This is a genomic window from Winogradskyella sp. 4-2091 (genome assembly GCF_045765065.1).
In the GTDB taxonomy this organism is placed as follows: domain Bacteria; phylum Bacteroidota; class Bacteroidia; order Flavobacteriales; family Flavobacteriaceae; genus Winogradskyella.
This window is the reverse complement of the sequence record NZ_JBJKOD010000002.1, coordinates 492,895-505,669: the sequence shown is the minus strand read 5'-3', so window position 1 is coordinate 505,669 and position 12,775 is coordinate 492,895. Positions and strand designations below refer to the sequence as shown.

13 protein-coding genes and 1 tRNA gene are annotated in these 12,775 nt (G+C 31.5%); all 14 read left to right on the top strand.

All coding sequences use genetic code 11. From position 1 onward, the window contains the following. The first annotated feature begins 10 nt into the window (after positions 1-10). The 14 genes from mce (at position 11) to ACJBCC_RS04355 (ending at position 12,641) form a co-directional block, all read left to right on the top strand. Positions 11-415, top strand: coding sequence for a methylmalonyl-CoA epimerase (gene mce, locus ACJBCC_RS04420; RefSeq protein ID WP_299098221.1), 405 nt, complete (start codon positions 11-13; stop codon positions 413-415). A gap of 89 nt (positions 416-504) precedes the next feature. Beyond that, positions 505-578, top strand: a tRNA-Ile gene (locus tag ACJBCC_RS04415). Between the two features lie 313 nt (positions 579-891). Then, entirely contained in the window at positions 892-1,773 is an 882-nt protein-coding gene (locus ACJBCC_RS04410; protein WP_407556510.1) for a hypothetical protein, read from the top strand. A gap of 97 nt (positions 1,774-1,870) precedes the next feature. After that, entirely contained in the window at positions 1,871-2,167 is a 297-nt protein-coding gene (locus ACJBCC_RS04405; RefSeq protein ID WP_407556509.1) for a helix-turn-helix transcriptional regulator, read from the top strand. 4 nt (positions 2,168-2,171) lie between these two features. Beyond that, positions 2,172-4,229, top strand: coding sequence for a hypothetical protein (locus tag ACJBCC_RS04400; RefSeq protein WP_407556508.1), 2,058 nt, complete (start codon positions 2,172-2,174; stop codon positions 4,227-4,229). A gap of 4 nt (positions 4,230-4,233) precedes the next feature. Continuing rightward, on the top strand, positions 4,234-5,523 hold the full coding sequence (locus tag ACJBCC_RS04395) for a DNA polymerase (protein WP_407556507.1): 1,290 nt from the start codon (positions 4,234-4,236) through the stop codon (positions 5,521-5,523). Between the two features lie 11 nt (positions 5,524-5,534). Next, positions 5,535-6,401, top strand: coding sequence for a hypothetical protein (locus tag ACJBCC_RS04390; RefSeq protein ID WP_407556506.1), 867 nt, complete (start codon positions 5,535-5,537; stop codon positions 6,399-6,401). A gap of 72 nt (positions 6,402-6,473) precedes the next feature. After that, positions 6,474-7,721, top strand: coding sequence for a tyrosine-type recombinase/integrase (locus ACJBCC_RS04385; protein ID WP_407556505.1), 1,248 nt, complete (start codon positions 6,474-6,476; stop codon positions 7,719-7,721). Between the two features lie 226 nt (positions 7,722-7,947). Next, on the top strand, positions 7,948-8,172 hold the full coding sequence (locus tag ACJBCC_RS04380; RefSeq protein WP_407556504.1) for a hypothetical protein: 225 nt from the start codon (positions 7,948-7,950) through the stop codon (positions 8,170-8,172). Between the two features lie 548 nt (positions 8,173-8,720). Continuing rightward, on the top strand, positions 8,721-9,716 hold the full coding sequence (locus tag ACJBCC_RS04375; RefSeq protein ID WP_407556503.1) for a hypothetical protein: 996 nt from the start codon (positions 8,721-8,723) through the stop codon (positions 9,714-9,716). A gap of 5 nt (positions 9,717-9,721) precedes the next feature. Continuing rightward, the gene (locus ACJBCC_RS04370) at positions 9,722-10,024 is read left to right on the top strand and encodes a hypothetical protein (RefSeq protein WP_407556502.1); all 303 of its coding nucleotides are present in this window, start codon (positions 9,722-9,724) and stop codon (positions 10,022-10,024) included. A 232-nt stretch (positions 10,025-10,256) separates the two neighbouring features. Further along, positions 10,257-10,712 (top strand): hypothetical protein, encoded by a 456-nt coding sequence (locus tag ACJBCC_RS04365; protein ID WP_407556501.1) that lies wholly within the window; start codon positions 10,257-10,259, stop codon positions 10,710-10,712. A 341-nt stretch (positions 10,713-11,053) separates the two neighbouring features. Next, the gene (locus ACJBCC_RS04360; RefSeq protein WP_407556500.1) at positions 11,054-11,719 is read left to right on the top strand and encodes a hypothetical protein; all 666 of its coding nucleotides are present in this window, start codon (positions 11,054-11,056) and stop codon (positions 11,717-11,719) included. A gap of 157 nt (positions 11,720-11,876) precedes the next feature. After that, entirely contained in the window at positions 11,877-12,641 is a 765-nt protein-coding gene (locus ACJBCC_RS04355) for an HNH endonuclease signature motif containing protein (RefSeq protein ID WP_407556499.1), read from the top strand. Positions 12,642-12,775 lie beyond the last annotated feature (134 nt).

Here is a 12,775-nt window from a genome sequence, read left to right as displayed (position 1 = left end):
TAGATTAAAGATGAAAAAAATAGAACATATTGGTATTGCTGTTAAAGATTTAGAAAATTCTAATCAGTTGTTTAAATCCTTATTCGGAGAAAAACATTATAAAATTGAAGATGTAGAAAGTGAAGGTGTAAAAACATCTTTTTTTAAATGCGGACCAAATAAAATAGAACTGCTTCAAGCTACTAATGAAGAAAGTCCTATTGCAAAGTTTATTGAAAAAAAAGGCGAAGGTATTCATCATATCGCTTTTGCAGTAGATAATATTGAAGATGAAATAAAACGATTAATGGAAGAAGGCTTTACTATGATTCATAAAGAACCTAAAAAGGGAGCAGACAATAAATTAATTGCTTTTTTGCATCCAAAATCTACAAATGGCGTTCTAATAGAACTATGTCAGGAGATAAAGGACTAAAACGATTTATTTTTCTTGTAGAGTTTTAAAATATGTAGTAATATTGCACACTCTTTTAAATAAGAGTAAAATTAACAGCAATGTTAATTGGTCCCATAGCTCAGTTGGTTAGAGCACCTGACTCATAATCAGGTGGTCCTTGGTTCGAGCCCAAGTGGGACCACTTTTCAACACTTGTAAAGCCTTGATTATCAGTAAGATGTTCGGGGCTTTTTTTATTGAGCTCAAGTATATGCTCAATCCTTTACTGAAACACCTGCTATTATTGACTTCCGAGAGATTGTGTTTATTCTCTAAAATAATAATATTGTGATTTTGTGATTAAGATTTGATAAAAGTCAGGTTTCCTTTAGTTGTTTAAAAGTATCATGTCTAAAGAGCTTATCGATGTTTCTGTTTTTGGCAATTACCCGAATTAACTACATTTGACTATAATTCAAAATTAAATAGTCTCACAGAAGTCCCGTTTTTCCATTATGAGTAGTTACGATAGAATTAATAACGCAATCACTGAACTCCCTCCAAAATCAGCATTTAATGTTTTTAACTTCATTAATGAGTTGTTTGAAAATAGACTTGACAGGGAACTGTTCAAGCAAAAATTCTGGAGTTTTAATGCAGGGGAACAACATTACATTTGCCTTTATCTCAAATACTACTTTAATGGATCTAAACGTTACACCTTCTTCAATAAGTGGCTTCAACAAAAAGAATTTCAACATACACAAGCAGGTGAGGAACAACTATTTCACGCTTTTAAGGAAGAGCTTTACAAGAATAAGCAGCAACTGGTAGCAATCCTCATTTCTTATGAGAAAACAGCACATAGGAGATTAAATCAATTAAAGAAATATAAAGTCGCTTTTGATGAATATGGAGATTTTTTTAATGAAGGTATTATCAACTATAGGCTTCCTCTTTATTTTAAGCATAATAAGTTGAAGGAGTACTTTCTAAAGGCAATGCAAGAGGTAATGACTCAACAACAAGCCGAAGCCTTATTTGTTAATTCTTTTGATTTTGGAAATAACTTATATCCAATCAAACTTCTTTATATTGAATTAGAAAACCTTACCTACATTAAAGAACAAATTAGTTTAGTTAAAAAGGAATATGACGATTACTATAAATATCATTCCGAAAAACGTATACTAGACCATAACAATAGCTTTGACAATCTTACACCTGAAAAACAACAATGGTATTCAAAGTTGAAGGATGAGAAACCAACAAATGTTGAGTTTGTTAAAATAATGTATAACGCATTCCCAGAAATTAGGGATACAGCTTCAAAACACAAAAAGGGATTAGATAACTTTTTAAAGAGTTACGGATCTAACCTTGTAATCAGAAAATAAATCCACTTTTCGTAAAACGTGTAAAAACTCGTAAATATTACGAGAAAGGCAGACGCGCCTAACTTCATAATAAATTTGCCTCATAACACAGAAAGTTATGGAGCAAGACGCACTACAATATCATTTTTTTAAAGTTTTTTCGGAATTAGAAAGTCGGATAGCACAGCGTGTTGTCGATGCACTATCTAAGCAGTCTAATGCTCTAGTTGGAGTGCCAATACCGAGTGAAAAACTTTTAAAGGATGTAGAGTTGTGCGAAGCGCTTCAAATTTCTACAGCGCATTTCTACAAAGTCAAACGCAGACACAAAGACTTCCCTGTCTATGATATTGATGGGGCAAAACGCTACAAACTGTCTGAAGTAGAACAATTCATTAAATCTATAAAACAGTAGGGTTATGGAACACATATTTCCATCAGTACTTCAAATTACTTCCAAACCATGGTTTGTCATTGAAGAAGGTAAAGATGCAGGTAAAGTTAAAGTACCAACATTAAATTTCATCAGATTTTTAGGAGAGCTTGGGTTTCGTTACGCACTTGTTAATGGTGTTTATCAGATGGTAAGAATTCAAGATAATATTGTTTATAGGATCAAAGACCATTCAGAAATTATTTCTTTGGCTAAAAAATGGTTAAAGGATAACTCCGAGAATAATGTAATTGACGGTCTTTATATAGATCAAATTGAAAGTGCTTGGATCAATAAGACACCACAATTGTTCAGTCCGCTTAACCTTAAATTTTTACCTACCGCTATCATTAACACTCATTTTGACACTGTAGATAGTTGTTTTTTATATTTCAAGAATACCGTGGCAAAGATTACCAAGGACGGTTTTGAACTTATTGATTACAAAGATCTAGATGGTTATGTATTCCAAGAACAAATTATCAACAGACATTTCAATCCTAAAAAAGTTAAGAAGCTATTTCGTAATACCAATTTTTCCAAATTCATCTACAATATATCGGATAAAAAAATACAGCGATCTAAAGCATTTTTATCTTTAATCGGCTATCTGCTTCATCGGTTTAAAAAGGCATCGAACACTAAAGCTATTATTCTATTAGATCAATCGATTAATGAGCTTAATACAGCACATGGAGGCACAGGAAAGAGTCTATTGATTAAGTCGTTGAGTTATTTTAGGGAGTTGTGTGAACTACCAGGAAAAGACTTTAGTAGTAACAATCAATTTTCTTTTCAAAGAGCAACGGCAAATACTAATATCATTTCAATTAATGATGTCAAGGCTAACTTCAATTTTGAGAGTATGTATGGTCGTGTTACAGATAACTTTACTATAAATAGAAAGTACAAACATGAGATTGAAATTCCTTTTGAGCGTTCTCCAAAAATAGTGTTGTCATCAAATTTTATGATTAAGGCACCTTCTGGGCATAGTACCGAACGACGAAAATATGAAATAGAGCTTTCAGAACATTATGGATCTCATCTAACAGTATACGATGAATTTCAACAACAGTTCTTTGAAGATTGGGATGAATTTGAATGGAATGAAGTAACACTGTTCATAATCTTTTGTATTCGGTATTACTTAAACCATGGACTAGTTGAGGCTGAACCGGTAAACCTAATCGAGCGAAGACTTATTAGTGAATTAGGCGCTGACCTTTTAGACTTCTTGGATGAAAAGTTTGCTGAAAAACCGAAGCATCATAAGAAAGAGCTTTTCAATGAATTTAAAAATGGTGGCTATGTTGATAGACGCTATACTCCAACACAACGCACATTCACTGTAAAACTAAAGAAATACTGTGAATACAAGAATTTATCTTATCAGGAGACGCCTTCAAATTCTAAGGCATTCTTTGAAATTATTACGCAAGAAGCTGAACAAATATTATTAACAATTGAAAATGTTAAAACCGATTATAAAACAGTCGATACACCCAATAAAATGACTCGTTTGGTTAACAAGATGACAAAACATTTTGAGGATCATCCAAATGAGATTTTAGCTGTTGATTTGGAAACGACAGGGTTTGATTGTTTTCAGAATGATATTGTGTGTATGTCATTGACGTTTAAAAAGTGCACGGGCTATAATATTGTCTTTCCAAAGCATAAGGCTAAAGCATTATTGTTTATAGAACCGTTACTTGCTTTTTTAAAGGCAGAGCATATTACTAAAGTGTTCCACAATGCTAAATTCGACCTTAAATTCTTACATCGCTTTGGAATACCAGTATTAGGACATATTGAAGATACTATGATACTTGACCATTTTTTAGATCCTAATCGAAAAAAACATGGCTTAAAGGAAATTTCAGAATTGCATTTAGGGTATAGACAAATCAACTTCAAGCAAATGACAGGAGATAAATTAATTACTGAAGTGCCTACTGAAGAGTTAACTAAGTACGCCTGTGAAGACGCTGACCTTACTTATCAATTATACCATTTTATCACTAATAAATTAAATCAATAATTAGATGAATCAAGATATACTAGACCTAGAATACAAAACGCTTCATGTTGTGATGAAGATGGAGTTGGATGGAGTTAAGATAGACACTAAAAAATGTAAACAAACTCTTAAGCAGTTAAGCAAACTCAATAAAACCTTAATACAACAAATACAGATATTTGCAGAAGAGGAAATCAATCTGGAAAGCCCTTTGCAGTTGCATAAGCTACTGTTCGAAACACTTCAACTACAGCCTAAAGTAGATAAAGTAGGTAAAAATGGGTGCTATTCCACAGACAAATCACACTTAAAAAAGTTAACGGCTCAACATGAGATAGTTCCATTATTGTTGGATTATCGTAAAACCATTAGTCTAATAAACTTCTGTAAACAATTGCATAATGTTAATCCAATAACTAAAAGACTTCATGGTCAATTTAATCAGATTGGGACTTCTACAGGAAGATTCAGTTGTAGTAAACCTAATTTACAAAATATACCTAACCCAAAACTCAAAAAAGATGAAACCAACGAACTTAAAATTCTGGAATCAAGGTTTAGAGAGATGTTTATCCCCAAAAAAGGTTGCCAGTTTATCTGTGCCGATTATTCTCAGATTGAAATTCGGGTAGTTACTGATATGAGTCAAGATAAATATCTACTAAGAGCATACACCACCAAAGATACTAATGGGAAGAATTTAGATGTACACAGATTAACTGCTTCGGAAGTGTTCAATATTAAATATTCAGAAGTAACTGATGAACAACGTTCCATTGCAAAGAGCGTCAATTTTGGATTAATCTATGGTAAAACTGCTTTTGGTTTATCGGCAACACTAACCGAAATAACAGGAAAGCACCATTCCAAAGAACAAGCAGAGGATATTATGTCCAAATATTTTCAGCGGTTTAGTGGTGTAAAAACTTGCTTGGATGATTTAATAGACTTCGCTGATAAACACGGCTATTCTGAAACTATATATGGAAGACGACGTCCGATTCCACAACTATCATCGAGTAAACTATCGGAACGTAATGCAGGCAAACGCTTGGCAATGAATTCACCCGTTCAAGGTTCAGCAGCGGATATTATTAAGATGGCCATGGTTGCCTGTGACGAGCAAATAAAAACCAAAAACTTAAAATCAAAATTAGTACTTCAAGTCCACGATGAATTATTATTTGAGGTACCCGATGACGAAATGGAGGTTATGGAAACCTTAGTTAAAAATACGATGGAAACCGTGGTTAGATTGTCTATACCATTAGAGGTTGGTTTAGATAAAGGACATAACTGGGCTATGGCTCATTAAACTCGAATAATATGAAACTATTTAACTATCACTATGACTTTATTAAGTTTAAGCTATATAACGTTAATTCAAGTCTCTTAAATAGGGACGCACTAAAACCTAATAAAAATTTAAATAATCATTATTCATTAACTTCTAATGGTCGATTTTTCGACAAGAATTTTGATCTATTCATTGATGGCGGACAAAACATCACTATTCGTTCAAGTATACCGTATCTCATTTATGGGCATAATTTTAAGGAGTTTGACGCACTAGATTTACTAAAAGCTATGAAATCGTTATCAGACCTATTAGGTATTGATTTGATAGAGGCAAAAGTGATAGAATTAGAGTTTGGTGCTTATCAAAAGATTGAAAATTCTTCAAAGGATTATATTAACTCACTTATCGGACTACAGGATTTTAGGTTAGAGAAATCCACTACAACAATGAAAATGTTTGGCAATACTAGAGGTCTTCATTTAAAAATATATGACCCTATTGTAAATGCTAAACGCAAGAAGACGTTTTCGCTTAGTCAATATCCAAATGAGTGTTTGATTAAATACGAAATCAAAGATTTAAAACCGACGCATTTAAAAGTAGAAGATTTGTGTCTACCTAAAACATTCATATCATTTAATAAAGGCCTAAATACACATTTAGATCATTTGCTTATTAGAAGTGAAGACCGATATCTACCTATAGATAACTCAATAAATCACATTCTATTCGCTACACTTAAAAATGTTGAGCAAGAATTTGGTGTTCCTATTTACGCTAAAACAGTTAACCTATTGAAAAAAATGGAATTATCGTCTTCTCAAAAATGTAAACGCAAAAAATCCTTGTTGGAGCTAGAAACTACCTATAACGCGCAACACCAAAAAAGATAACTAATTCATATCAAAATTAGGGACCTTCTATTAAAATAAGGCGTATGGTTGATCCCATAAAATTGTAAAATTATGGCAACGTTAAAATCTGTATTAAACAAATCACAACATCAAAAGAAAACCAATAGTCCAGAATCTATGGTAATGTATAGGTATTCTCATAAGAAAAAAGTAACATATTTCACTACGCACAAAAATATTAGAGATGAGTATTGGGATGCTAAAAACCAAAAGGTTAAAAGAAGTTATCCAGGCTCTGATCGATTTAACATATATCTAAATACAATCAGACAGAAAATAGACGATATCGTAAATGGGCTTTTAATAAAGGGTGAAGATCCAACAACAACTTATGTCAAGTCACTTTACAATGAAACAAAGGTTGAGCAACAAAAGAAAACACAGTACACGTTTTTTGAATACTCAGAACATTACGTTAAAATTAGCAAAAAAAGTAAAAGTCAAGGAACATTAAAAACTTACCGAACTGTGCTGAATCAGTTACGAAAGTACGAGAGATATTCACAAACGCAATTAGATTGGCATAGCTTTGATATGGATTTCTACTATGACTTCCAAGAGTTCTATACTGGTGTACAGGGTTTTTTGAATAATGGTTTTGGAAGAGTGATTAAAAACTTAAAGGTCATATTAAATGATGCTACGGATAAAGGGTATAATTCACATTTGATGTATAAAAACAAGAATTTTAAAACAGTTAGAGAAGAAGTCAATAATATCTACCTAAGTGAGGATGAATTACAGTGTATAATAGACCTCGATTTAAGCTATAACAAATCGATTGAGCGAGTAAGAGACTTATTCATAGTCGGATGTTATACAGGATTACGTTTCAGTGATTTCAGTGAGCTCAAGAAAGAACACATTGTTGGCAAGACTTTTAAGATTAAAACCATTAAAACTAACGAATGGGTTACTATCCCTCTAATGGATGTTGTACAAACGATCATGGAAAAATATAAGGACAATCTAAATAGCTTACCAAAATCATGTGTTAACCAGACAATGAATAAACACCTCAAGGAAATAGGTAGACGTGCTAAAATCAATGAAACATTTTTAAAGGTACGAACTAAGGGACGTGACCGTTACGAAAAAGCATATAAAAAGTATGAATTAATAACCACACATACTGCTAGACGTTCGTTTGCTACCAATATGTTTAAGCGTGGAATACCTTCTCGTGTAATTATGAAAATTACAGGACATAAAACAGAAAGAGCATTCTCAACCTATATAAAGGTTTCACAGGATGAGAATGCAGAAATCATGCTTAGGTACCTAGAGCAGTCATCATAGGTTGGTATCTCAGAGCAGCATAGAATAAATAAGGAGACGGAACAAAACACAATATATGAATCATTAAAAACACTACAATATGAACGGAAAAAGAACCAATTTTAAAATTATGGGACAAAATGACTTTGTTGCATACCTAGAAGATAGGGACATCCCATATATAAAGTTAAATACGACAACTGTATTGGGCTTAGGTGTCACCAAGGTTAAACCATAACATTTTAGGTTGGGACATAGGATATTTGAGTCTAAAACAGAAAAACAAATAGACCCAAATATTGAATTGACAGGTATTGAAATCGAACCAAAGGAAACTAAATCATTATCTAAAAAGCAATTGATTAGAATTATTGATGAACGGGTTCAGAATATGGGAACTAAAGGCGTATATCACCCCAAACGCCTAAAACCGAAATGGAACTCGTTGACCGATGACACTAAAAAACTTTAACTTTTTGAAAAATATGTTACAAGTAAAGAATCGTCAATTGGTTTTTTAAAACTAATTAAGGTCAATTTATGTCATAAAACGCTAGAAGCAGTAATTATCGAATACCCTACTTGTATTGATTATTTGAAATCAAAAAATGTTAAGGGTATTTGCATTGGTAAATTTTCTAAATACGATAGTGGTAAACAATACTTAATCGAAAAAGGAATAGAACCTAGTGTTTAAAAATTCGAGTAAAGTCATACATCTAAAAAGAAATGAAATTTATTTGTATGACCATTAAAATGATAAATAACCGTAAATAGTTTATTAACTTTACGGTTGAAAATATTAAAGATATAGCGTTAGCTATTTATTCTTGTCAAGGAAAACTGGTAATTTTTAAGATGCACAAGATGAATGGACTCAACGCTCACGCTTTGGCGTGGGCTTGGTTTATTTGTGCATTGGGTATACCAGTACCTCCTTGACGGTAAGCTAAAGTTCCACGCTTTTTCGTTTGTCAAATCTTCTATTTGGAACTGGTAGAAACTAAAATCTATCCAATCATGAATAAGATTATTTTCTTTGTTTTTATCGTGTTTCAATTAAGTGTCTATTCCCAAGTTGAACTAGGTCAATCTTCATCACAAACACTTTACCTACTTCATCATCTAATTAAAGACAATCCTAATTGGGAAATGGAAAAGGTGTATAAAAAAGGTGATTTACAAGAGATAATTATTTATCAAAATGACCAAACATTTTATGACTTATTACTAAAGGTAGATGCCATACAAAGGTTTGTTATGGAAGATGATGTCTATATATTGAACATTCTACAATTTCCTTCCTTGAAATTAGAAGCACTTCAAAACAAATATGATAATCACTATAAAAATAAACGTGTTGAGAATTATTATTTTGACGATGATTTTGAATATCATAGGACAATAGAAGAGGTCGATGAAACAGCAAGTGTAGTATATCAAAAAACGGTATTTGATGAATTACCCAAAACTGTACAACAGCAAATTAATCAAAGGAAAAAACCTGAGGAAAATACCGATTCAAATGTAGTCATAGAATATATCAATCCTTTAGAAAAACAGATTAGAGACACCTATAGTTTATGTAAAGAAAAAAAGATTGTACGAGTTGATATAAAACAGTTTGACAAGGCTAGTGAATATGATTATAAAACAAGTTCTCATCAAACGGTATTTTGCAATGACAATAAGAGAGTAGTTCTTGACTATTTGATTTATGAAGGGATTGATGGCTTCTATTATTTTACCTTTTCTAATATGTCTTTTAATGATATATCACAAATGGTTATCAATAGTTATAATTTATCATTTGACTTGAATAATAAACAGTTTCAAAAGATTAAAGACAAAGATCCTAGAGGTTATGTTACCGCAGAACAGCAGACTAATAATGGTATTAGGGTTGTAGAAATTAAGAGTTATTATGACGGGAATTTAGCAGGAGATTATATTAAGATTAGTCAAAATGAGGACGGCACAATTCAAGTCCACATTGCTTTTAACGGATTGATATAATGATGATGAAAAAAATCATAATTATTTTATTAGCTGTTATATTATTTGGTTGCAATTCAAATAATCAAATAGAGGGTGTTTATAATGCGGTAAGTAAAAATACTATAATTGAGAGTGTGTCATTTGATGGCACTGTAGCTTCATTTGGGGGAAGAATAGGAAAGTTGATGCCAGCATCAAAATACGAAGTTAAAGACAATAAGATATACGTAGAATCCCATGAAGGTATTTTGGTTTTTAATATTATGGATTCCAATACTATTCAATGTGAAACCTCAATATTCAAGAACGAGATATTCAAAAAATAAAAGTTTCTTTCAGTGTCTTTTTATTAAAGAGGAAGGCACTCAAAGAAACTTTGGCAAATAAAGCAGGTCTATTATTCTTCATTTACGTATAAAAGAAATACGACATAACCTCTTGAAAAGCGAACTTGCAAGTCGTTGAAGCTTTAAGCGATAAAGACCAGCCTATCAAAATAGATATGCAACAGTTATCTTTTATGGGTAAAAATGGTGAAGGTTACCAAAAACTTTTACCATGGATTTACATAAAGAAACACCACAACAAAGAGACATTGCAGATTATAATGTGTATTTACAATTAAAGGAATTGAGTTATACAAATGAAGCAATTGCTGAACACTTAAGCTATTCCAAAGAAGACCTAGGCTATCTTATCAGTAGTCACACATTCAGAAATAACTTAGAGTATAAACTTCAGGAAACTGATGGGCAATATTTCTTCAAAGGAACATTCTATATTACGCAGTCTGTTCAAAACCTATTGACCGCAGATGAAATATTTGAGATCTACACATTTACACAGGATTTGGTTAAACAACATAAGGGTATTGATTATTTGCAGTCCTTTTATCATGTTGAGCAAGATTGCAAATTATTTTTCATCGATCAATTGAATAAACAAATGATTGAAAGTAACCAGTATTCTAAACTAGACAATTACTGTACGCTAATGTTAGCGAGTGATTATTAGTTTTTATTGATAAAAATGAAAAGCGAATGACTGGCCGTTGTTAGCCGAAGGCGTTACAACAAGTTATTCGCCACTTCTTTTCTTTAATTCTTTTTTTAACTAGCTATTTAATTATAAGTGCAAGATTGGTGTATTTGAAAATCACAAATGGTGTGAAATGAAATGGATAATTGGTAAGAATGAAGTGCAAAATTGGTGTGTTTTGTGAAAACAATGGCAAGATTATCAAAAATGAAATGCAAAATTGGTGAATTAACAAAAGTTAGTGATAGTTATATCATAAAATAAAAAAGGAAGCGTCATTTAGGGTCGACAGCTTCCTTTTAAAAATTATTATTAAGATGTACAACAATCTTTATTTTGAAAGGAACAAGCAACTTGTTCTAAAAATTCCTGCAACAATACTTTCAAATAATGAATTATCATTTAATGAGAAACTAATTCTCGGATTAGATTATACCTATCAATCTAAGAAAGGTTATACTAAGCTTACCAATTCAAAAACAGGTCAACTATTTAATCTTCATCCTAACATTATTTCGTACTGTAGAAAGAATCTTGTTAAAAAAGGATACTTGTTAAAAGATAAAACTAAATACACTTTAACTGATAAACATAAAGAGCATAAGCCTAAGGATAAAAGAGAAATATTCTTGCCTTTTGAAATCTATAATCATAAGGAGTTAAATACTGGAGCAAAGTTACTGTGGGGAGAATATAATTCGATCAGCAAAGGCCGAAGAGAGTACTTTGCAAAAAGAAGCTTCACGTCAAAAAGATTAAATGCTAGTGAGGAAAGTATCACAAATTGGACGAAACAACTTAAGGAACACCAACTACTAAAGAAATATCAACATCGAACAGGATATTGTAAGAGCCAAAAAGTAATTATTACTTGTGAGTTTAAAGACGGTAATAAGATTTTAGATATAACCCATGTTCAAAACCCAAATGGAGAATGGGTATTGAAAAGACCCAAAATGCTTGGATTTGAGGAATGGGAATAACGAGGTTAATACTTTGTGGACCACTTAACAATTGAAATAACTGGCATTAATACTTAGTTTTTAATCACTAGTAAATAAAGAGCTCAATTATATGCTAAAATAAAATTCTGCTTATATTAGTTTTTATAATGTATTTCCAAATAATCCAGATCTTCTCATGAAGAAAAAAAGAAGCCATATTCCGCAAAAAAATAAAGTAAAAGCAGAACTGCAAAAAGAGATTAATTCCTCTTGCCCATTCTGTGACAATACAGATGTTGGACACTTTCAAATACATCATGTTGATGAAGACCCATCAAATAACAGTATTGATAATTTGTTGCTTTTGTGCCCAACGTGTCATTCAAAAATTACAAAAGAAGATATTTCAAAGCAAACTGTAATTAATACTAAAAGAAATATTAATAATAGAGCGTCAAAAATAGAATTTATCTCAGTTTCTGTAGATTCTGATAATTGCGGATGGATTCCTTATGATAATGTTCCTTTTTCTTTTGAAGCTAAATACTTGAAATCGCTATTTCCAATTTTTAATTTCAGCTTTATAAACCAATCTCTCAAAACAGTTCTATTAACCCGTATTGCTCTTAGTGTAAAAAAGTTACCAATAGGTTTAGCTGGCCCTCATATCCCACTTCCTAGTATTTTGAGACCGATTATAAAGTATAAAATTAAAATGCCACTTGATGGAGAAACAATAAATACAGAGTTAAATGATGAAATCGAAATCCCACAAGGAAGAGCCTTTAAATTTCAAGTTGAATTGTATGATGAGACAATGGAACGTTTTAAACCTCCATTCAGTAAATATGCAATTTATTTTGAGTTTGGTTTTAATAATGATATGTCTTATAAAATCCCAATGATTTTGCTCAATAGTAATAAGTATTATGAAGAGTTAACTTATAATTGGATATCTTGAATTATAAATTGATTTTTTAATTTTCTAGATTCAAAATCAAAAAACAAATGTAGTACGTATAAGGTCTTTTTTAGTCTCAGCGGCCAACTTCTATAGTTAAATTATTATTTCTATTAAAGTTATATTTGTTAATA

Coding starts and splice junctions, on each gene's coding strand:
- ACJBCC_RS04355 (WP_407556499.1), top strand. CDS start 11,877: ATGAAGAAAAAAAGAAGCCATATTCCGCAAAAAAATAAAGTAAAAGCA.
- ACJBCC_RS04365 (WP_407556501.1), top strand. CDS start 10,257: ATGGATTTACATAAAGAAACACCACAACAAAGAGACATTGCAGATTAT.
- ACJBCC_RS04410 (WP_407556510.1), top strand. CDS start 892: ATGAGTAGTTACGATAGAATTAATAACGCAATCACTGAACTCCCTCCA.
- ACJBCC_RS04385 (WP_407556505.1), top strand. CDS start 6,474: ATGGCAACGTTAAAATCTGTATTAAACAAATCACAACATCAAAAGAAA.
- ACJBCC_RS04405 (WP_407556509.1), top strand. CDS start 1,871: ATGGAGCAAGACGCACTACAATATCATTTTTTTAAAGTTTTTTCGGAA.
- ACJBCC_RS04400 (WP_407556508.1), top strand. CDS start 2,172: ATGGAACACATATTTCCATCAGTACTTCAAATTACTTCCAAACCATGG.
- ACJBCC_RS04390 (WP_407556506.1), top strand. CDS start 5,535: ATGAAACTATTTAACTATCACTATGACTTTATTAAGTTTAAGCTATAT.
- mce (WP_299098221.1), top strand. CDS start 11: ATGAAAAAAATAGAACATATTGGTATTGCTGTTAAAGATTTAGAAAAT.
- ACJBCC_RS04375 (WP_407556503.1), top strand. CDS start 8,721: ATGAATAAGATTATTTTCTTTGTTTTTATCGTGTTTCAATTAAGTGTC.
- ACJBCC_RS04360 (WP_407556500.1), top strand. CDS start 11,054: ATGTACAACAATCTTTATTTTGAAAGGAACAAGCAACTTGTTCTAAAA.
- ACJBCC_RS04370 (WP_407556502.1), top strand. CDS start 9,722: ATGAAAAAAATCATAATTATTTTATTAGCTGTTATATTATTTGGTTGC.
- ACJBCC_RS04395 (WP_407556507.1), top strand. CDS start 4,234: ATGAATCAAGATATACTAGACCTAGAATACAAAACGCTTCATGTTGTG.